The following is a 20042-nucleotide window of genomic DNA, read 5'->3' as shown; positions in this document are numbered from 1 at the left end:
GCCGGATCGGCCCCCCAGGTGTCCGACCCGGAGGCGCGTTCAGTTTGCGGCCGCGGTTTTCAGTCCGGGCTTTTCCAAGCCGCGCTCGGTCAATGACTCTTCGAAATCCTTGGCCAGGGCATCGCGGTCATGCGATGCGAAATACCAGCGGATCGTGCGGTCGAGCCCGTCCGAGAAGCTGACCTTGGGCTCCCAATCCAGCAGCTTTTTGGCCAGGCTGTTGTCGGCCACACGGTTGTAGGGGCCGGTGGGTTTGCTCAGGTCTCGCTGGATCTCGGCGTCGAGCTGCGTCCGTTCGAGGATCATTTTGGCCGCCTGCAGAACCGAGGTACGCTCCATCGTGCCGAGATTGACCGCGGTGCCGTCCTCGATCCGTTCAGCCGCGCGGATCGTGCCTTCGACGATGTCCGATACATAGGTCCAGTTGCGAATCTGTTCGCCGGTGCCCCACACGACAAATGGGTTCTGCTGCAGAAAGGCCCGCCCGATCATCGCCACGACCGCATGGTTGGCCGGGCAACGTTCGCCATAGGCCGTGAAATACCGCACCGAGGCGCATTTGAAGCCATGCTCCTCGTGATAGGCTTTCAGCGACAGCTCGGCCATGAGCTTGGCCCAGCCATACAGATCGTCAGCCTCGTAAGGCGGTTTGACCAGATCTTCGGTCAGGTACAGGGTTTCACTCGGATCGGCCTGGATGCTGGTCGGATAGACGCAACCTGACGAGGCAAAGGTAAACTGCTCTACCCCCGCCTTGTGGGCTTCGCGGATCATGATGCTGTCCAGCGCCAGGTTGGTCGAACAGGCGGCCTGGTGGGTGCTGATATATCCCCGTCCGCCATGGGTCGCGGCCAGGTGGAACACGACATTCATGTCAGCGACGGCCTCGGCTGCGGTGGTCGGGTCCAGCAGGTCGGCCTCGCGAAATTCGACGCGGCCGCTGTTCAGGACGTCATCCAGATTTTCGCGGATGCCGCTGGACAGGTCATCGACCGCCCGAACATATGCGCCGCGCTCGACCAGGCTTTCCACAAGGTGGGATCCGATGAAAGAACACCCGCCGGTGACGAGCACGTTCTTCTTAGACCAATCCATTTTCAAATCCTTTCAAACCAATTCAATCAGTATACTCACCAAGGGTCTCTCTGCCTGCAGGGCCGCGACAGAAAGGCCGAAACGTCCGAGACGCACCTTAAAACTCTGACCGCAAATCATTCACCCGTCAACACGGGCGATTGACAGGTTCGGACCGGTATGCACGCATTTGCTTCAGGTCTCTGGCCCGCCCGGTTTTGACGGCTGCGGGGCAGGGGCCAAGAAAGCGATCGGCGGCAGCGGGAAACCAATGAAACGGCAGTTCACCCAGAACGTGGCATGGAGCACGGTCGCCAGCTGGCTCGAACAAATCGCGGCAGCGCTTATTTTTCTGGTGATTGCCAAGCTCATCGGCGTGGAAAGCTTTGGCGTGGTGTCCATGGCTTTTGCCTTCCTGTTTCTGGGCGAATTTCTGGTGCGCGACACGATCACTGAAGGCATCGTCGCACGCGAAGTCATCGAGCCCGGGCGGCTCGAGGCCACATGGGTTGTTCTGCTGGGGCTGGCCGTCGCGATCGTTCTGATTTTGACGACAATCGCCAACATCGCGGCGTTTGTTTACCAAGAGCCCATCGTCAAACCCTTGTTGATGGCCGCCAGTCCGACAGTCTTGATGATAGCCGCCGCCGGGGTGCCGACAGCCTTGCTCCGGCGCCAGCTGGCCTTCAAGGCGCTGGCCATTCGCACCATCGCCGGCGTGGCGGCCGGCGGAGTGGTGGGCATCACCATGGCGGCCAAGGGTTTTGGTGCCTGGAGCCTTGTTGGCCAACGGCTGACGGAAATCGGTGTGAACAGTCTGCTGGCATTCCTCGCGGCGGGTTGGGTGCCCAAGAAATGGCCGTCGCGATCCGATTTCGCCATGGTGAAGGGGCTGGGGGCGCAAGTTCTGCGGCTGCGGTTTATCACCCTTGTGATTCTTCAGACACCCACTGTGATGCTGGGATACATGGCCGATCCGCGAGCCGTCGGCCTGTTCGCCTTTGCGGCCCGACTGTCCGAGATCGTTTTGACCGTGTTCGTCAAAAGCCTGCAGGGGGTCGGGCAACCGGCAATCGCGGCGCTGCGGCGGAGCCGGCAGTCGACGGCGGATTTCTACCTCGACCTGATCGAGCTGGCCGCACTCAGCGGTTTTGTCGCCTATACCGGGCTGGCTTTGATCGCCTTTCCGCTGGTCGATCTTTTGCTGGGTCCCGAATGGCATGAAGCCAGCCGCATCCTGCCGTTCCTGTGCCTGGCCTATGCAATCATTGCGCTGAGTTCGATCCAGGAGGCTTACCTGCTGGCGCTCGACAGGGTGCAGCCGCTTCTTTGGGCTGCTTGGGCCGAGGCGGTGCTGGGCCTCGTCTTGATCGGACTGGCCAGCCAATTCGGGCCGGTCACGGCCGCGGCAGCGGTGGCGCTGCGCGCGCTTCTGGCGTTTCCGCTGCGGATGCGGGCCGCGCACGCCCCCGAGGCAATCAGACCCATTCAGTTCTGCAAGATGCTGGTCGCGCCGTTGCTGTTGGCGGCGGGGATGGCCGTTGTCGTGGGCGGCTGGCGGCTGGCCATGCTGGGGCGTATCCCCGATGCGATCTATGTCGCCGCGGCCATCGGGATCGGCGTGGTATCGACAGGGGTTATTCTGCTGGGCTTCATGCCGCGTGCGGTGGACCGGTTGCGGGCGTTTCTGCAGAGCCCGCCATAAAGGAAAGGGTGCAGTTCGCCGGATTGTGCCCTAAGCTTGTTTGAATTCGTTTTGGTAAGGTTTTGGTATGAGTGTGAGGACGTGATGATCGATTGGATCAAGAAAAAGCTGTTTCTGGTGAAATGGGGCCGCGTGGCGCGCAAATGGCCAGTCGAACGGCTGATGGCCACGACCGATCTGGACCTCACTGATGATGAAATCGCCGAGATGAAATGGGGCATCCATTCGTGGCGGCAGCTGATTCCCTGGTATCTTGCGCGATTTGATACGCTGAAAGACAAGCGTCAGTTCTACTGTTTCGGCGTTGCCCATGGCAGCACAGTAGAAGGGCTGGTCATGGGCCTGCAGAACCGCGGCATGGAGATTCCGTTCATGCACCTGTTCGACTCGTTCGAAGGTCTGCCCCAGGAAGACCCGGGTATCCAGGTTCCGGCGGTGTGGAATGTCGGTGCCTTCTCCGCGCCGCTGCCCGAGCTGAAGAAAAAACTGGCCGCCATGGACATGACCGACGATCGATGCACGATCCACCAGGGGTGGTTTTCCGAAACGCTGCGCCCCGAACTGGTGGAAAGCGGCGTCTTTCAGCCCGCGGCCTATGTCGATATCGATGCCGACCTCTACAACAGCACGATGGATGTTCTGGACTTCATGTTCGAACACCGCCTGATCCGCCCGGGAACGCTGATCGGCTATGACGACTGGGGCGACACCGATCTTTGGACCGCTGGCGAAAGCCGGGCCCACAAGGAGATCGTCGAAAAATACGACGTGAAATGCGCCCAGCTGTTTTCCTGGGGCGAACCGCCGTTGATCCGCAAGCTGTTTCTGGTCGTCGACGTCGGAGCAAGTTGACGGGGCTCCGGGTGCTCTGGCCCAGGGATTCTGACAAACCGGTTGCGCAAAACGGGAGGGGTGCAATGGAAGACAACATGCAAGCTTCGAGCCGGGCCGAGGCCTGGCCATTCGGGGCGATCCGGGTTGTCGTGGCGATGCTGGCCCTGGGCTTGTTTGCCTTTGCGCTTTGGGGTGCGCTGGACCTATCCGTGCTCCGACGCGTGGAATGCTGGTGGCTCATGGTCGCGGCCGTGGCGCTGTTCGGGGTCGCGTTGACGCTGGGCACGCCCTGGCAGACGGCCGGGTTGACTGCGGCAACCTTCCTTGTGGGGTTTGGCGCTCAGCTTGCAGTCCGAGAGCCGACGTGGTTTCAGAACGTCCGCTTCCGGTCCGACGTCTTTTCCGTGGCAATGATGGGGGCCGTGTTGGCGCAGTCCGCCGTCGCGGCCCTGGTCCTGTTCAAACATCGCGCGCTGGCCGAGGCGCCACGAGTGCTGCTCGATCTGGGCGTTCTTCGGGTGGCGATCTTCCTGGCCATTCTGGTGATTGCAGCAAAGGGCGCGATGGGCTTCGTAGCGACCGAAAATTATCCCCGGCTGGTCAAACATGTCGTCATCGGTTCGGCCTTCATCGGCATCAACCTGGCCAGCTTCCTCGCTATCATGATGTCCCTGCCAGCGCATCGGTTGCGCGACCTGTCCCAGCGAGTCGCGCGAAACCTCAGCCTGCCGGGCAGCGGCGATCAGGTCCGAAGGCTAGACAGGGTTGTGCCGATCTGTGGAGCGGTCTTTCTGTTGCTGATGTCCCTTCTGGTCAGTCTGGCCGCTTTGGAGGGCGTCCCGCACCTGGACGACATTCTGTACCAGTTCCACGCCCGCTATCTTGCGGATGGGCTGCTGACCCTGCCGGTGCCGCCATCGACCCAAGCTTTCGACCACTATCTGATGGATACCTATCAGGACCGCTGGTTCGTCACGACCTTCCCGGGCTGGGCGGCAGCCCTGGCGCTGGGGGTCAAGCTGGGGGCGCCTTGGCTGGTCAATCCGGTTCTGGCTGGCATCAGCGTTCTGCTGCTGCACGTCTTTACCCGCAAGATGACCGACCGGGGCACGGCCAACCTGGTGGTTCTGCTCATGGCCGTATCGCCCTGGATCATCTCGATGGCGGCCACTCAGTTGATCCACACCTTTACTTACGCACTGGTTCTGGGGGCCTGGGTCCTTCTGCTGAAGGCCCGGGAAAAGCCGTCTGTGATTTTTCCGTTCATCGCCGGCGCGCTGATGGGGTGGCTGCTGATGACACGGCCGTTGGAAGGGTTGTTCATGGGGGTTCTGACCGGGCTTTGGACGCTGACATTCCTTGCGGACCGGCGGCATTGGCGCACGGTTCTGGCCTATGGGTTGGGCTGTATCGTCGTGGGCGGGCTGATTTTTCCCTACAACGCCTATCTGACCGGCGACCCGCTGACCACGCCGTTGAACGCCTATTACGAAGAATATTGGGGGCCGGGATCCAACGCGCTTGGCTTCGGGCCGGATATCGGCGCGCCGGACTGGGGCAATGTCGATGTCTTTCCCGGGCACAGCCCGCTTGAGGGGCTGATCAACAGCCAGCAAAACCTCTATGAACTGAACTTTTCGCTGTTCGGTTGGGGTGGAGCCTCGCTGGCCTTTGTGCTGTTCTTCGTCTTGTGGGGCCGTTGGAGCAGATTTGCCGGCGGGATGGCGTTGATCGTCGTGACCACGATCTGCCTGTACGCGCTGTTCTGGTTCTATGGCGGCTATTTCGCCGGGCCGCGATACTGGTTCATGACCAGCGTCCCGCTGTTGATCCTGACGGCATTGGGGATCACGACGGCTGCGCGCAGGTTTTCGCAACTGTACCCCGACGGGCTGGCGCAGCAGCGGATCGGCGCGGGCGTCGCGTTTCTCTGCCTGTGCTCGGTTCTGGTGTTCGAAAGCTGGCTGGGCTTCAACCGGTATCCCGAAATCAACGGGTATCACGACGAATACGAAACGCTGGCCCGTCAGGACGCATACCGCAACAGCCTTATGTTTATTTCGACCGATGCAGACCGGGAATACGGCAGCGCCTTCTGGCTGAACGATTTCACCCCGGGCGCAGACAGCCCGTTGTTTGCGATGGACTTGGGGCCGGAAAGCAACCGGACCGTTGCCGCTGCCTATCCAGGACGTGCGATCTATTTCCTGAAAGGGCGATCCAGCGATCAGGATCATGTGGTCTTCACCCGAGGCCCGATCTCCGCCTCAGAACTCGAACAGCCGTGACAAAATCGGCCGAACTAGCGGGTCGGATAGGTCTCTACCAGCGGTGACCCTGCGTCGAGCTGGTCGATCAGGCCACCGGGGCGCACGCCGTATTCATTGTAGCCGTCGGTTGCTCCGGTGGCATAGTAGATGAACTCACGGTCGTAGTATCCGGGCGCCGAGGGGGATTGATCCTGAATGAGGGCGTTGTTCAGAACGACCCAGTCGGGTTGGTTCTTGTAGCCGATGATGCCTGCAACGGCGTTCTGTTCGATCACGACATATCGTGATGCGGAAACATTGATCCGCGGGATCGTAACCTTGCCGGTTTCCGCGCGGCGCACCCGGATGACCGAATTCTTTCGAATGGACAGGTTGTCGATACCATGAACCGAAATTCCATGCGTGTGCGCATTGTAGATAACGTTGTTTTCGATCAGGACGTTCTGATGGCGCAGCATCGGATCGGCCAGGTTCTTTCGGTCGCCGCCCATCCATATGGTCTGGGCATAGTCGCCGGCGCCCATGTCAAAGATATTGTCCCGTATCGTGATGTTCGTGCTGCGCCGGTTCGAACTGCGCAGGATCTGCACCATGTCGCGATGGTCCTTGTTGCCCTTCACGCCCCGGAAATTGTGCATCCGGTTGGCTTCGATCACCAACCCGTCGATCACTCCCAGCGCTATGCCGTCCGATCGGATGTCCGAGAAATCATTGCCCCGGATGGTCAGGTCGACGACGCTGTCACCTGTCAGTGCCTTCCACCATTTGCGAAAGACCGAGCCGGAAATGGAAATCTTGGCGCTGTCCCGGATGCGCAGCCCCCGACCATGGCCGGCCCCAGCCCTGTGCCCTCCATCAAAAACCGAATTGGTGATAGTGATGCCCCGACTGTTCAGGATGCTGAAACGGTTGGCCGAGTCCTTTTCGCCCTGCGAATACTCGTAGTCAAAGACCAATCCATCAAGAACCAGGTTCCCCGCGGCATCGATCCTCAGTTCGGTAAAGCAGGCAGGTGACGCCGCAGATGCCGACCGAAGCGTGACCGGCGCCTTGAACGCCCTTTTGACCTTCAGCGCACCGTAGTTCCCGGCCTGCAAGACAAATACCTCACCCCCGGTGGCCGTTTTCAGCGCGCTTGACAGGGCGTTTGCGTCCGCGATGGCCAAGCTCTTTATCGTCGCGGGCCCAAGTGCTGGAACGGTGTGACCGTTGCAGGTCGAAGAGGCCGCGGCGGTGCGTCCAGGCTGCAGGGCGCACACACCCGCGATTAGGGTGAGAACTCGCAACAATAAACACATTTGAAACCTATTTGTCTGAACAATCCCAAAGGGCATGCAAACAGGCTAAGCGCGCCCGAAGGCCATGTCCACAATTCGAATCTACAGCGACTGAAAGGAGCGAAGGTGGTAGCAGGCCAAATTGACGTAGCGGCATCCAGCAAATGATTGCTCATCGCCCACGAGGTTGCGCAGAGAAATGCCCGGATAATGGCAAAATTGTGTCCGTTGTTGCGCTAAGCGAATCAATACGTCAAACGAGAGGCTACCGCGAAGGGAAGGGGAACAATTCCCGGTATCGAGTAACGAGTTAGCTCGGAAATGACGGCGTTGGGGCAATTTTGTCTCAATACAGGCAACAATTTCCAGACATAGCCACATTCCGGACAACCTGTCGCCTTCGTGCGGCTGTTCCCTCTGGTCCCAAGTAGCGGGAAATGGAGCGCTGCACTCACAGCGCCTGACACAAAGAAGGTGAAACATGACGACAGCAATCACTGTGACGTCCGAGGCCGAACTGAAATTGGCGTTGTCGAAAGCGGTCGGTGGGGAAACGATACTGCTTGCGGCCGGCGACTACGGAAAGCTCAGCCTGAAAAACATTCAATTCGCGTCGGATGTGACGATCAAATCCGCCGATCCGAATGCGATGGCAAGTTTTTCAGAAGTTTACCTGACGAACGTCTCTAACATCAAGTTCGATGAGATCGTGTTCGACTATACCTACACTCAAGGTGATCGGAACCACACCACCAAGTTCCTGATCTCGCACAGCAGCAACGTCACCATCGACAACTCGGTCTTCGACGGTGACTTTGCAAGCGGAACGGGAACCAGTGCGGATGGCACCGGCTTCGGAAAGGGTCTTGTCATTCGCGACTCGAACAATATCGACGTAACGAACACCGAGTTCCATTCTTGGTGGAAGGCCCTGGGCGCCTCGCGGTCGAGCGACATCGACTTCATCGGAAACAACATTCATACCATCCGATCGGACGGTATCTCCTTGGGCGAGGTGCAGAATGTTCTGATCGAAGGCAACTATATTCACGACTTCGGCGGCGCCGCAGGTTCCGGTGATCATCGCGACATGATCCAGATTCAGCGTTCGAACGGGACAGGCAGCGACAATATCATCATCAGGAACAACGTTCTGGACATCGGTGCAGGGGACTACACCCAGGGGATCTGGGCAGGCGCAGACAAGGCGGTCTATTCCGATCCGACGCACTGGAACCACAACATCGTGATTGAAAACAACGTTCTGTACAACGCGCATGCCAACGGTATCGCGGTTCATATGATCGACGGCCTGACAATCAACAACAACACTCTGATCGCGGTGCCGACCCAGCAGACGGGTGGTGTGGCCACCCCCAAGATCATCGTCGGTGGCGGGTCGCAGAATGTCACCATCGAACAGAACGCCACGCCTTCGGTTGTGGGCTACAACGGCCAATCGCACTGGTCGGTGCAGAACAACGCCATCATCCAGAACAATGATCCCTCCCAGCCGGGCTACTATGACACGCAGTTCGTGTACCACGCTACGTCCGCGACCGACGGCTACAACCAGTATGGCGTCGTGACGGGCAGTACGGTCGACCTGCTGGATGCAGGATCCAGCATCGTTGACGGGTATCCGATGGACATGGGCAGCTGGACCGGCGCTGCTCCGTCGAACGGAAGTGGTTCGGGAACGGTCTCTGCGCCAACGACCCCTGATACCGGCACGTCTGCGCCAGCGGATGGATCGGGATCGACGACCACACCCAACGACGATGCATCGACGCCGACCGCCCCTGATTCCGGTCTGTCCGCGCCCACGTCGCCGGATGCGGGAACTTCGGCACCCGTCGTTCCTAGCAATGGGTCCGCGGGATCTGGCGCGTCTACTGCGATGGTATTCGACGACTTTGTCCTAGACATCGCTGGGCTTCCGGGCAACGGGCAGGCCACGTTGAAGGACGATGCGCAGGTCGTTGACACGGCGAACGGCCCTGTCGTTCATTTCGATGGCCACAAGGACCAGCTGAAGATCGGCCGCCTGCAGCAGTTCGAAAATTCGGATCAGCTGGCATTCGCGGTGGAATTCGCCAGGGATGAGGCCGATGGCAGCGCGCAACGGCTGGTCTGGAATAAGGGTCACATCGGCCTCACGATCGTTGACGACGGGTTGAAAGCCCATGTCAGAAACAACGATGGCAAGTTCCACGAAGGCTTCTATGTCGCGGATCTTGGGCTGAACGATACTCAGGAACACGAGATCGTCGTGATGGCCGATCAGGTCGCTGATCGGCTGCAGGTGCTGGTTGACGGTCAGGTCGTTCTGGACAGAACGGACATCGATCTCGATTTTTCCGGAGGCCGCGAATGGGGCTGGGACATCGGCTTCAGCCACGGTCGCTATGCCGACGGTGACCTCGGCGGTTTCGCAATCGACGATGACGTTCAGTTTGTCGATCCGCTGGGTGGCAACGCGGGCGACTTTCTGGCCTGAGGCTGGGAAGACCTGACTGATTTGGTACAGGAGCGGGCAGGGTGGCGACCATTCTGCCCGCTTCGTGGTTTTTCAACCAATTCATTGCCAAGTCCTCTGTGGATTCGGCATATAGTCGTGGTTGAATTGAAAGTGTTTGTTCATGATTTTTTCGGATCGCCACAGGTTTGTCTTCATCCACATCCCGAAATGCGCCGGCACGTCGGTTCGTGTTGCGGTGATGCCGTACCATGATGCCGATGAGCGCTTTATCCGCACCATTGAGCGGCACCCCAGGTTCGGCGAGTTGGATTTTCGCCATCTTCCTTTGCACCTGCTGCGCGAAGTGGACCCTGAAGCCTTCGAAAAGCTGACGGTCTACGAAAGCTATGCGCTGATCCGAGACCCTTTTGAGCGCTTTCGCTCGGCGATGGCCCAAAGGGCCAAGATGTATCTGGGATGCGAACTCGCTCAGATGCCGGAAGACAGGATACGATCCGAGCTGCAGATCGTTCAGGACTATTTGCGGCAGGAACCTGACGTGATCGCGCCGGAGTTCATTCATTTCGCGCGCCAGTCGGATTTTGTACAGATTGGCGACGAGGTTCTCGTTCACAACCTGTTCCCCGTTGAACGGCTGGATGATCTGGCGGAGGCACTGGCGCAACGTATCGGTCTGAAAACCCTTCCGGTGGGACATGCCAACAAGACCCAGGTATTTCGTCATCCCCAGTTGAAGAATCTGGCACAGGCCGGCAGTGCGGCGGCGCGGCGAATGCTGCCTGACCCGGTGCACGACGCCGTGCGCCGATCAGCGCGCCGTTTGCTGATGAAGCCAATCGTAACTACCCCTCAGCCGGTCTTCGATTCCGCGCAGGTTCGGGACTTCGTGGCCAACCATTACAGCGCGGATGTTGCCTTGCACCAAAAGGTCCGGCAGCGAATACGCCAATCCGCTTGACGCTCCGAGGCGGCGCTCAGGGCTGCGGTTCCTTCACGCGGCTGCCGGTGCTCGCTTCGGCATCCCGCAGCAGCGCAAGCGCCTGTTCGATACGCTCCTCGCTCCAGTTCCAGCGCAGTTTCTGCACGGGCACCGCGCCGGTTTTCAGGGCCAGGGAGGTTTCTTCGATGTTGATGCTGTGAGTCACCGCATCATGCACCAGATGCGGCCCATAGCAGCTGATCTTGGGAATGTCGTCGAACGCGCGCCGGAACGTTCGGCTGGTCAGGCGCAGATAGTCCAGCATGACATGCGGCCAATAGTAGTTGTGCGGTTTCGATCGGCCGTCCCAATACTGGAAACTGGCGTGCTCCCAATAGGATACGACTATGCCGTCAGGCTCGGAGGCCAGAAACCAATTGGTCATGGAGCGGCGCATACCCGGCCAGATGAACCAGCGATCATTCTTTGTCCAAGTGAAAGCGAAGAACCCGCGCTGCGACGCAAACGGCAGCCAATTGTCGAGCGGCTGGAGGCAATAGGTCGTTGCGTCCACCCAAACTCCGCCAAATCGCCGCAAAAGGCGCAGGCGCAGAAGGTCCGCGTAGGACTGAACAGGCAACACCGTCGGATCGTGCTGCAGCTCGGCGACATCCGCCGCCGTGTTCGCGTCAAGAACACGAATGCTCCAGCCGGGATTGTGCCTGCGCCACGAGGCGATGCATTCCTTCACAAGCTGCGGCGCGCCTTCTTCACCGCGATCCCAATAGATCCAGATCGTCTTGGGAATGCTGCGCGGTGCGGATTTCGAAAAGAAATTGGGTTTGCCCCATATCTTCTTCCGGGCTCTTCGCCCGAAAGTCGGCAACATGCGCGCGCCCACGATAAGAACAAAGAGCCACGTCCTGAGTTTGCCGGCGGGCATGCGATCTCCACTGAACCAACCAAACGGCCACAAGGGCCATCCGCACTATGTACCAACAACAGCCGGCACGTCATTTACTTTGAAAGCCGCGCCAGCCTTCCTGGTGCAGTTGGCATAACAATGACCAGCGCTTCAAGCCATTGTTGCCCGATGGGCAGACAAGTTTCCGTTGCGGTCAAAGGGTCATTGTAATCAATGGGTGTCGCTTTATGATTCCAAGCGATTGGTTTTCCGGTTTTCGAGGAAGAGTGATGGCGGTTGTCTCGCAGGTTCTGCAAGCAGTCTATTTTGACATCACGAAAGTTGGCAGCAGCAGCCTGAAGGAAATGCTCTGGGAACTGGATCGTGGTGAACCATTCAAGGGCCGCGGCGCCACCCGCGTCTTGAACAACCTGCGTTGGCGCCTGGCACGGGCCAAGCTGGTACGCGCGCGCAACATTCATGAACAAGACGGATTTCGAACCCAGATCTTCCGAAAGGCCGTGGTGCCGGATGGCTTTGCGACATTCACGCTGGTCCGTGACCCGGTCGCCCGGCTGCAATCGGCCTGGCGCGACAAGGTCCACCGCAATCAGTTCCGCTGGCGCGACGAAGAGATGGATATCGAGAACGAGGGGCTACCCCTTGATCCGACCTTTGGCGAATTTATCGACCATTTCAGTGAATACCGCGCTGTCAGCCGCCCCGTTCGGGTGCACACGACCCCGTATTCATGGCACTTGGGCCCCGATTTGGGGTTTTTCGATCATGTCTTCCGGCTCGAGTCGGTCAACGACATGTATTCTTTTCTGTCCGAACGCCTGGGGCGGCCGTTTCCGGTGCAGCATGTCAACAAATCCAAGCCTGGGCCGCGCGACAGCACTCTGACAGAGCGACAGATCGATGCGTTGCTGGAAATAACCCAGCCCGACTATGATCTGTTGGGTTCGTTGTATGATATCGAGGACGCCGAAAAGAGGCTCCGTGCCCAATTGGGCCGGTGAAAGACACAGAGTGATGACACTGGCTGCACAGGACAGAATTCAATCTGGGGGGCGCGCGGAAGACGTCTCGCCCAACCGGCTTTTGATTGCGCTCTTCGTCGTATCTCTGGTGATGCCGTTCTTCTTTTTTCTGGGCGGCCTTCGGCTGAGCGTCTATCGCCTCTACCTTCTTGTCTTTGCGCTATTGTTCTTTGTCCGCTGGGTAAATGGCTCGGCCGGAAAAATCCGTGCGCCGGACATTCTGGTGATCACGGCAAGCCTGTGGATGATGATAGCAATGTTCGTCAATCACGGGATGAGCGCGCAATGGCAGTTTGCAGGTATATTGGTGATCGAAACCGTCGTTCCCTATTTGGCTGCGCGTGTTCTGATCCGAAGCCTGTCATCCTTTCAGGCATTCGTCCGCTGGTATTTCTTGGTTGTTGCGGTTCTGCTGCCATTTGCGCTGTACGAAAACATGACAGGCACCCCCATCCTGCTGAAAACCTTCCGCGGCGTTTTTTCCGTCTATTTCGATGTGCATCAGGAACCCAGGCTAGGGCTTGAACGCGCGCAGGCGACCATGCCGCATCCCATCCTGTTTGGTGTGTTCTGCGCTCCTGCCTTCGCCTTGTCATGGTACACGCTGAACCCAGAGGCCGGGCTTTTCAAACGCGCGCGCCGACCATTCCTCGTTGGGGTCGCCGTGTTCAGCTCATTGTCGGCAGGCGCCTTCATGGGAGTGCTGCTGCAGGCCTTGCTGATCGGATGGGACGAGGTATTGAAAACGGTCAAGAACAGGTGGAAGATCTTTTTGGTGTTGTTTGGTATCCTCTATGTGATCCTGGAACTGGCATCCAATCGAAACGCCTTTCAGATCATCGCGACGGAGTTGACGTTTTCGCCGGGGGCCGCCTGGAACAGGATTCATATCTTCAACAATGCGATCGACGACGTCTTCGCGAATCCGATCTTCGGCCTTGGGCTGCGCGATTGGACCCGGCCGCACTGGCTGCGATCAAGCGTTGACAATTTCTGGCTGCTGCTTGCGATGCGCTACGGGATTATTGCGTGGTTCCTGTTGTCTCTTACAACCATCCTAATTTGCTGGAAGGCCATCACCGCGCCTCTGACCGGATTGCTTGCGGGGGTTCGGCGGGGTTATCTGATCGCCTTCATCAGCATGATCGTTTCGGCCTTCACCGTGCATTTGTGGGACGCCACATATTGCCTCTTCATGTTCATGATGGGCGCCGGGGTATGGCTGTCCGATCCGGACTGCACGCAGGACAACGAGGACAAGGACAACCCACCCGAGACCCCGAACCGAGAGATCAGGTATACGCGGTTCCCGCATGCCGATGCGACGTCTTTACGTTAGTGCTGGTGTCATCAACCCGTGACCGTCCAGCGTTTCTGGGCCATCCGCACAGTGCGACGCAAGCGCCGCAGAAGGGGCATCTCACCAGATAGAACGGCTTCGACTTCCCCTGCATGCATGTCACCCCGCAGGGATGTCCGGGGTTTGAGATAACCGGAGTCGCGGTACCGGCCTCCGTCGCTGGACCACGCGGAGTGATAACCGGCTGAACGCAGAGCGCGCAGAACCCGTGCGTCATAGCGGCCAAAAGGAATTCCCGCCTCGGTTATGGCATGGCCGCAAATATCCTCGAGACATGCACGCGAGCCTTGCAATTCGTTTTGCAGTTCGGCATCGGACAGGGTGGGCCAGGCCACGTGATCGATGCCGTGGCTTCCGACCGTCATGCCTGCGGCAGACAGGTCCCGAATATGCGATTTGTCCAGGCTGCCGCTGGTACCGATCCGCCCGGACAGGACAAAGAACCGGGCACGCAGATCGTATTTCTGCAAAATCGGCAGCGCGATCTCGTGGTCCGACAGGTTTCCGTCATCAAAGGTTATCTGATAGGCTTCCGGGGTGTCCGCCACGGCCGCCAGAACCCGTTCGAACTGAGGCACCGAGACCCAAAAGGGCGCTTCGTCCGGCCCCACTAGCCGGCTTGGTTGGCCAATGCCGTGAAAAATCAGGGCAATTGCTGGTTTCATCCGCGACCTTTCACGCGTTGATGCACGGTTTCGGCCAGGCTGATCAGCGATGCCGTCAGCCCCGGCGGCTGGTATTGATATGGCCCCGGTGCCACTATTTCTACCCCTCCGGTTCGCAGTTTGAATTGGGTGACCCCGGGGTTGTTCTCTGGATCGATGCCGCCCAGGTCGAACCACTCCAACCCGTGCGATTTGCAATGCTGTATTGCCTGCCACATCAGGAAGTGGCCCGTGTTCGACCGCCGCCCGGCATCGGTTGTGGCGCCGAACAGGTAAATGCCGTTACTGGCCGCGGCCCCGATCGTCATCGCACCCAGGTCCACGCCGTCTTTCATTGCAAACAGGACCTTGTGACTGAAATCCGCCTCCTTGAGTGGATAGTAAAACTCCGGCGGGATATCCGGGCTGAACCCTTTTGCCGAACTCACCAGTCGATACAATGCGTTGAACCGGGCGGCACATTCAGCGATGGGCAGCGTCTCGGTTTCCATCCCAGCCTTGAGGGCATTACGCAGGGGATTTCGCCATTTTCCGTGTTGGCAGCGCATCAACTCCTCGTCCGGTTGCCGGCAATCTATGGCAACCGTCCGATAGACCGGCGAGCGGTTCGTCGCGCCAAACCCGGCGGCTGCAGCCGCAAGATCCACAAATCCGGGATCCAGTGGCGGTACGGCTGGCATCCTGAATCGCAGGATATGCCCGCTGTCCCGTGCATAGGTGCGCAGACTGGAAAACACTCTGGCCAGGGTTTCGGAGTCCGGATCCGGGTTATCGCGATGCCGCACCAAGGGGCCGGCGGCGATCCACGCTATTCCCCGCCCCAGAACGGGCACCGGCTTAATGCGCAGGCACGCCGCAGCGATGAGGCGGCCTGCGTGATCCGAAAGCGACAGAAACCGGGCATCCGCCCCGATCCGCTTTGCGGCCGCCTGAGAATAGCCGAGGGTCTGTTCGTAGGTCAGATCCTCGAATTCACCACTAATCCCTCCCCAGTCCTCGGCCGGGACCCATCGCATTTTCAGGGGCCTGTTCATAACCGCGTCCGAATCCAGCTTGTCCACAGCGCGCGGGGCCGTGTCCCCAATCGGGGCCGCAGTCTGAGAAACCACAGCCGATAGTAAAACAGATGCAGGCCGTCGGCCCACAAAAGCAAGCAGCGTGTTCGTAAGCGCGGCAAGGGGCGGTCGTTCACCAGAACGATTGAGTGGAGCGGAACAAGCTCGCCGCCATAACTCAGCTTGTATTCATACTCCCCTGCACCGGCCTCCACCAAGCCGATTCCTTCCGCGATCAGCCCAGCGACGCGCTCGACCAATCCCACGCGTCCCAATCCGATCTTGGAAAACGCAGGGTCGGTTTCGCGCGCGTTCAGCCACCAATAGGCCTTGGCCCCCAAGGTGAACCGAAGCTGGCTGGACAAGAGCCTGTCCTCCTGCCATTGCTCGTCGATCGTGGCCTGACCCTTGGCCGCCAACCGCCGCAGCAACTCGCGATAGAAATCGGCAGCCTTTGACCAATCCGAAAAATGCCCACCTTTGCCCGCGGCCACCCATTGCTGGGTGTGCAGTTCGACGAACCGGTCCATGGCCTGGTCAACCGTATCCGGGCGCGCACTGGTGTTCCTCAGCGGGGCGATTTCGTTCAGGCGCTTGAGGTCGCGGCGGACTTCGCGGCGGCGGCTTTTGGACAGTGCCGACATAAACGCATCAAGACTGTCCGGCAACGCCATCAGGGTATGGCCACGAGGGCTTTGATCCCGTAGGGGCGAGACGCATTGACCGGCAGGCCTGCGCATGCACGCAAGATGCCGTGCGCGGTCGGACATCGGCGACAGGCTGATTGCGGAACAGTTGAGTTGGCTGACCAGATGGTCAAAGACTGCATCGAAGAAGGTCGCGTCAAACCCCTTGGAAATGGGCAGGCTCATGACGGCAAAGTTGGGATCGACCCCGGCCAGGCGGGCGACACGCACCGGAACCGGTCCGGCCCAGATGGTCTCGATGCAGAAGGGCAGGGCTGCGCGCAATCCCGTCTGGTCGCGAAGCTCATAGCAGACCGGTTGGCGGCTGGAGGAAAACGACGTGCCATAGTGCGACCACCACGCCGCCTGCCATTCGGTCAGAAAATAGATGTCGGCGCCAGTTTCTGCGACCAGATCATCCCACTCGGCGCGGTTCAGCAGTTCATGCGCCGACAACCGGATGAATTTCAGAGCCGTATCCGGCCTGGGTTTCGTATTTTCCATCACGTCGCCGGCTCTTGCCCAAAAAGATGGAACCGGATCGCCGCCCGGGACAGCCGCAATCGGGCGGCACGGTCCGGGCTGGGCTTTACAAGGCCCGCCAATCCGAAAACCATCCCCCGCAAGGCCGCACTTGCCACGAAAATCGCGCGCGTCGCCAACTCGCCGGACCGGCCATGGTGTTTTCTGGCATAGATGGTTTTGCTCTTTTGCTTCTGCACATACATGCGCGACTTGATCTGGGCGGTGCTTTTAGAACCGCCTTCAAGATGCATGATCCTAGCCTGAGGAGCAAAGACGCACCGCCAGCCGGCGTTGCGGATGCGACGGCACCAATCGGCTTCCTCAGAATAGATGAAGAACGCCTCGTCGAGGGGTCCGACCGCTTCGAAGACAGCGCGCGGGACCATCATGAACATGCCCGACACCACGTCGACATCCCGCTGCGACCGCCGATCCCAATCGTCGTATTCCGGCCAGCGGAACACGCGCTTCAGGCCGAATTCAACCACCGCCAGGCTCAGCGGACCTGGGTCCGCGAAACAGGTCTTTTGAATGGTGTCGGCGTCCTCCCAGACCTGACACCCGACACAGCCGACATCGGCATGGGCGTCCAGCCATGCATTCATGACGTCAATCGCATTGTCGAGGATGATCGTGTCGGGATTGAGCAGCAGAAGCTTGTCACCCCGGGCGATTTTCAGGCCCTGATTGTTGGCCGCCGCAAACCCCCGGTTGTCGGGATTGGCGATGAGTTTCACGTTTGGAAAACAGCGCCGGACCATGTCGGGCGTGCCATCGGTCGAGGCATTGTCCACCACGATGACTTCGTGCGGCAGGTTGGTCTGTTTTTCCACGGATTCGAGACAATCGTGCAAAATTTCGCGTGTATTCCAGCTTACAATGACAATGGAAACAGTACAGCCTGACTGAGAATGATCGGTATTTGACGCCATGGCCGCAAAAATCCTGCTAAACTAAGTGCAAAAAAGGGACGATCCCGTGACTGCTACATGATTTTGGGTTTGAAGCCATGGGTTCTGCAAATATTATTTTTGGGCGTTGGTGCCGAAGCTGCATTGCCGGTGGATTTCTCCCGGCGCGCAGAGAGAAAGTGATTGTAGATGGACATTGAATGCCTGGAAGATTTGACCGAGGCACAAAGAACAGAATGGTGTGAGTTTCTTTCCACTTCTCAACATCAACACCCGCGCCAGCATCCACAATTCGCCGAGGTGGACAAGGCCATTGGCAACCGGGTCATATTCGCGATCGGCCGTCGCAGTAGGCGACTGGTCGCCGTCGGGATATTTGTCATGCAGCCCAGCCGGGTGATGCCCGGCCGGTCGGCGTCCGCCGTCGCGTTGAGCGGCCCTGTTTGTGACACGGCTGCGGAAATGGTCACATTTCTGCAAGGGCTGTCGGAACATCCGGCATTTTCTCGAACGGACTCCTTGCGTATAACGCCCTATTGGCTGGACCAGGAAGGCGACGGGCTGGCCAGTGCTTTGGCACAGGCGGGATTTCGGATCAGCGACCCGGAACCCCATCGCGATACGGGCATCATCGACCTGACCGGAACCGAGGACGAGTTGCGGGCCTCGTTCTCGCGCAGCGCGCGCCGCAAGGTCCGCCTGGTGGACAAATCCGAAATCGAGATTCGCACCGCCCGCACTTTCGCCGAGGCCGAGACGTTCTTTGAACGACTCAATACCCTGGTTGTGGCGCGCCACAATCTGACCCCGGTAAGCCGCGCCGAATACAGCGCCGGTTTCGACCAGATATTCCGCGACGGTGCGCTCGGCGTGATCCTCTGCGCCTATCACCAAGAGGCGTTCCTGGGCGGGCTTCTGCTGTACCGCAGCGGGACCACGGCCCATGCCCGACGCTATGTCGCCGACCCCGGGGCTGCGCAGGCCATCGGCAATCTGCGGGTCGCGCCGGCCTTGTGGCTCGAGGGCATGTTCTGGGCCAAGCGCGCCGGCTGCACCCGATTCGACGTCGAAGGTTTTCTGCCCGTCGAAGACAAGACCCACCCCAATTTCAACGTCTACGAGTACAAGCGCGAGTTCAAACCGACACATGCGCGGCGCATTGCCGAGCACACCCTGGCCCTGAGCCCCGCCCATCATTTTGCTAACACCCTGCCCGGCCGACTGAAAGCTCACGTGAAGCGCTCCTTCCCGCACTTGCGCAATCTCCACCCGGCCCGGCTGTTTCCGCGGGGCGGCAACTGATGGCGCGCGCGGTCGATCAGGGGCCACTGGTTACCTATTCCAGCCGACGCGCTAAGTATTTGAACTTGGTCGTCTCCGGGGCGTTGTCGCCGCTGGAACGCTTTCTGGAGCTCCGGACCGGCCAGGGCGAGCAGCCCGTTTGTTTCATCGTCGGGCCGCCTCGTTCGGGCTCGACCTTGTTGTACGAGCTGCTGGTCACCCGGTTCCAATGTGGCTATTTCAGCAATTTCGCGAAACGCCTGTTCCGGGTTCCGGTGGCGGCCACTTGGCTTTGCCGGCGGGCCATGCGGGACAGGCAAGGATCCTTTGACAGCTCCTATGGCGAGCTTGAAGGGAACGCCGCCCCCAGCGAAGCGGGGCGGATCTGGGCGTATTGGATGCCCTATGCGGCCCCTTACTTTCTGGACGAACCGGGGGTGCCGGTCGCCCGGATGAAGCGGAAGCTGGCCGCCATCGGCCGGATTTCAGGGCAGCCCATGATCGTCAAGAACATGATCCTGCAGTCCGATTTCCCGCTTCTGCTCGATACCTTCACGAACGCGATTTTCATCTACATCGAGCGCGACTGGGCCGACAATGCAGATTCGCTCGTGCGGGCCAGACAGGACAAGTCGTCGATGGACGCGACCGGCTGGTGGTCGCTTCGGCCGACAGGTTGGGAAACCTATGCCGACGCCGATGCGATGACCCAGTCCTGCGCGCAAGTGGTTCTCAGCCACCGGGACCTGCGGCTGGGGTTCGAGAGGCTGGGCGCACCAGAACGCGTCATGAAAGTCAGCTACGAGACCCTGTGCGAACAGCCCGAACAAGTGCTTTCGGACGTCGAATCCTTTTTCAGACGAAACGGCGTTTCCCCCACACGAAAGCACAAGACGGAAACTCTGCCGGGAATTTCGGCCCGGCGACACATGCAGGATGACGTTCGTGGTCAGATCATGGGGTGTCTTGAAAAAATCGCGAAAGAGGCCGAGTTGAACCAAAAGGGTGAAGCCGATGGCGCATAGTCAGGCCCGCCTTGCATGTGGTGATC

General features: G+C 59.5%; 16 protein-coding genes. 9 read left to right on the top strand and 7 right to left on the bottom strand.

All coding sequences use genetic code 11. The annotated features are described in order from the left end of the window. Positions 1-39: 39 nt before the first annotated feature. Complete coding sequence (locus AC2FMD_RS07615; protein WP_496711910.1) at positions 40-1095, bottom strand: NAD-dependent epimerase/dehydratase family protein; 1056 nt, start codon at positions 1093-1095, stop codon at positions 40-42. Positions 1096-1345: 250 nt separating this feature from the next. Between AC2FMD_RS07615 and AC2FMD_RS07610 the strand changes: the two genes are divergently transcribed. The 3 genes from AC2FMD_RS07610 (at position 1346) to AC2FMD_RS07600 (ending at position 5901) form a co-directional block, all read left to right on the top strand. After that, positions 1346-2779, top strand: a complete 1434-nt coding sequence (locus tag AC2FMD_RS07610; RefSeq protein WP_496741751.1) for an oligosaccharide flippase family protein — start codon at positions 1346-1348, stop codon at positions 2777-2779. Between the two features lie 84 nt (positions 2780-2863). Then, complete coding sequence (locus tag AC2FMD_RS07605) at positions 2864-3631, top strand: TylF/MycF/NovP-related O-methyltransferase (RefSeq protein ID WP_496794870.1); 768 nt, start codon at positions 2864-2866, stop codon at positions 3629-3631. A 65-nt stretch (positions 3632-3696) separates the two neighbouring features. Beyond that, positions 3697-5901 (top strand): hypothetical protein, encoded by a 2205-nt coding sequence (locus tag AC2FMD_RS07600; protein ID WP_496741755.1) that lies wholly within the window; start codon positions 3697-3699, stop codon positions 5899-5901. A 14-nt stretch (positions 5902-5915) separates the two neighbouring features. Here AC2FMD_RS07600 and AC2FMD_RS07595 read toward each other — a convergent pair whose 3' ends face one another. Beyond that, positions 5916-7049: a right-handed parallel beta-helix repeat-containing protein gene (locus AC2FMD_RS07595; protein ID WP_496741757.1), complete on the bottom strand. Its 1134-nt coding sequence runs from the start codon at positions 7047-7049 to the stop codon at positions 5916-5918. A 592-nt stretch (positions 7050-7641) separates the two neighbouring features. On the opposite strand from AC2FMD_RS07595, the gene AC2FMD_RS07590 reads away from it, so the two are divergent. Continuing rightward, complete coding sequence (locus AC2FMD_RS07590; RefSeq protein ID WP_496794869.1) at positions 7642-9660, top strand: right-handed parallel beta-helix repeat-containing protein; 2019 nt, start codon at positions 7642-7644, stop codon at positions 9658-9660. Positions 9661-9802: 142 nt separating this feature from the next. Continuing rightward, entirely contained in the window at positions 9803-10600 is a 798-nt protein-coding gene (locus AC2FMD_RS07585) for a sulfotransferase family 2 domain-containing protein (protein WP_496794868.1), read from the top strand. A 16-nt stretch (positions 10601-10616) separates the two neighbouring features. On the opposite strand, the gene AC2FMD_RS07580 is transcribed toward AC2FMD_RS07585, so the two are convergent. Further along, a complete protein-coding gene (locus tag AC2FMD_RS07580; protein ID WP_496711917.1) occupies positions 10617-11450 on the bottom strand; it encodes a capsular polysaccharide synthesis protein in 834 nt (277 codons plus the stop codon). Between the two features lie 197 nt (positions 11451-11647). On the opposite strand from AC2FMD_RS07580, the gene AC2FMD_RS07575 reads away from it, so the two are divergent. Continuing rightward, positions 11648-12487 carry a sulfotransferase family 2 domain-containing protein gene (locus AC2FMD_RS07575; RefSeq protein ID WP_496685687.1) on the top strand — a complete coding sequence of 280 codons (840 nt, stop codon included), beginning with the start codon at positions 11648-11650 and terminating at the stop codon, positions 12485-12487. Between the two features lie 10 nt (positions 12488-12497). Further along, positions 12498-13847: an O-antigen ligase family protein gene (locus tag AC2FMD_RS07570; RefSeq protein WP_496684553.1), complete on the top strand. Its 1350-nt coding sequence runs from the start codon at positions 12498-12500 to the stop codon at positions 13845-13847. A gap of 11 nt (positions 13848-13858) precedes the next feature. Here AC2FMD_RS07570 and AC2FMD_RS07565 read toward each other — a convergent pair whose 3' ends face one another. Genes AC2FMD_RS07565 through AC2FMD_RS07550 form a run of 4 tightly spaced genes read right to left on the bottom strand, consistent with a single transcriptional unit; the run spans position 13859 to position 17731 of the window. Further along, on the bottom strand, positions 13859-14533 hold the full coding sequence (locus AC2FMD_RS07565; protein WP_496741767.1) for a polysaccharide deacetylase family protein: 675 nt from the start codon (positions 14531-14533) through the stop codon (positions 13859-13861). Further along, positions 14530-15567: a lipid II:glycine glycyltransferase FemX gene (locus AC2FMD_RS07560; RefSeq protein WP_496711921.1), complete on the bottom strand. Its 1038-nt coding sequence runs from the start codon at positions 15565-15567 to the stop codon at positions 14530-14532. The genes AC2FMD_RS07565 and AC2FMD_RS07560 overlap by 4 nt, the downstream gene beginning before the upstream one ends. After that, positions 15564-16778 carry a GNAT family N-acetyltransferase gene (locus AC2FMD_RS07555; protein WP_496741769.1) on the bottom strand — a complete coding sequence of 405 codons (1215 nt, stop codon included), beginning with the start codon at positions 16776-16778 and terminating at the stop codon, positions 15564-15566. The genes AC2FMD_RS07560 and AC2FMD_RS07555 overlap by 4 nt, the downstream gene beginning before the upstream one ends. Further along, the gene (locus AC2FMD_RS07550; protein ID WP_496711923.1) at positions 16778-17731 is read right to left on the bottom strand and encodes a glycosyltransferase family 2 protein; all 954 of its coding nucleotides are present in this window, start codon (positions 17729-17731) and stop codon (positions 16778-16780) included. The genes AC2FMD_RS07555 and AC2FMD_RS07550 overlap by 1 nt, the downstream gene beginning before the upstream one ends. Positions 17732-17923: 192 nt before the next feature. On the opposite strand from AC2FMD_RS07550, the gene AC2FMD_RS07545 reads away from it, so the two are divergent. Further along, the gene (locus AC2FMD_RS07545) at positions 17924-19012 is read left to right on the top strand and encodes a lipid II:glycine glycyltransferase FemX (protein ID WP_496741771.1); all 1089 of its coding nucleotides are present in this window, start codon (positions 17924-17926) and stop codon (positions 19010-19012) included. Continuing rightward, the gene (locus AC2FMD_RS07540) at positions 19012-20016 is read left to right on the top strand and encodes a sulfotransferase (protein WP_496741773.1); all 1005 of its coding nucleotides are present in this window, start codon (positions 19012-19014) and stop codon (positions 20014-20016) included. The genes AC2FMD_RS07545 and AC2FMD_RS07540 overlap by 1 nt, the downstream gene beginning before the upstream one ends. Positions 20017-20042 lie beyond the last annotated feature (26 nt).

The sequence above is a fragment of the Ruegeria sp. BHSC276 genome (assembly GCF_059612945.1).
Note: the sequence above shows the minus strand (reverse complement) of the source record. Positions and strands in the feature narration are given on the sequence as shown.

Coding starts and splice junctions, on each gene's coding strand:
- AC2FMD_RS07615 (WP_496711910.1), bottom strand. CDS start 1,095: ATGGATTGGTCTAAGAAGAACGTGCTCGTCACCGGCGGGTGTTCTTTC.
- AC2FMD_RS07610 (WP_496741751.1), top strand. CDS start 1,346: ATGAAACGGCAGTTCACCCAGAACGTGGCATGGAGCACGGTCGCCAGC.
- AC2FMD_RS07605 (WP_496794870.1), top strand. CDS start 2,864: ATGATCGATTGGATCAAGAAAAAGCTGTTTCTGGTGAAATGGGGCCGC.
- AC2FMD_RS07600 (WP_496741755.1), top strand. CDS start 3,697: ATGGAAGACAACATGCAAGCTTCGAGCCGGGCCGAGGCCTGGCCATTC.
- AC2FMD_RS07590 (WP_496794869.1), top strand. CDS start 7,642: ATGACGACAGCAATCACTGTGACGTCCGAGGCCGAACTGAAATTGGCG.
- AC2FMD_RS07585 (WP_496794868.1), top strand. CDS start 9,803: ATGATTTTTTCGGATCGCCACAGGTTTGTCTTCATCCACATCCCGAAA.
- AC2FMD_RS07580 (WP_496711917.1), bottom strand. CDS start 11,450: ATGTTGCCGACTTTCGGGCGAAGAGCCCGGAAGAAGATATGGGGCAAA.
- AC2FMD_RS07565 (WP_496741767.1), bottom strand. CDS start 14,533: ATGAAACCAGCAATTGCCCTGATTTTTCACGGCATTGGCCAACCAAGC.
- AC2FMD_RS07560 (WP_496711921.1), bottom strand. CDS start 15,567: ATGAACAGGCCCCTGAAAATGCGATGGGTCCCGGCCGAGGACTGGGGA.
- AC2FMD_RS07555 (WP_496741769.1), bottom strand. CDS start 16,778: ATGGAAAATACGAAACCCAGGCCGGATACGGCTCTGAAATTCATCCGG.
- AC2FMD_RS07550 (WP_496711923.1), bottom strand. CDS start 17,731: ATGGCGTCAAATACCGATCATTCTCAGTCAGGCTGTACTGTTTCCATT.
- AC2FMD_RS07540 (WP_496741773.1), top strand. CDS start 19,012: ATGGCGCGCGCGGTCGATCAGGGGCCACTGGTTACCTATTCCAGCCGA.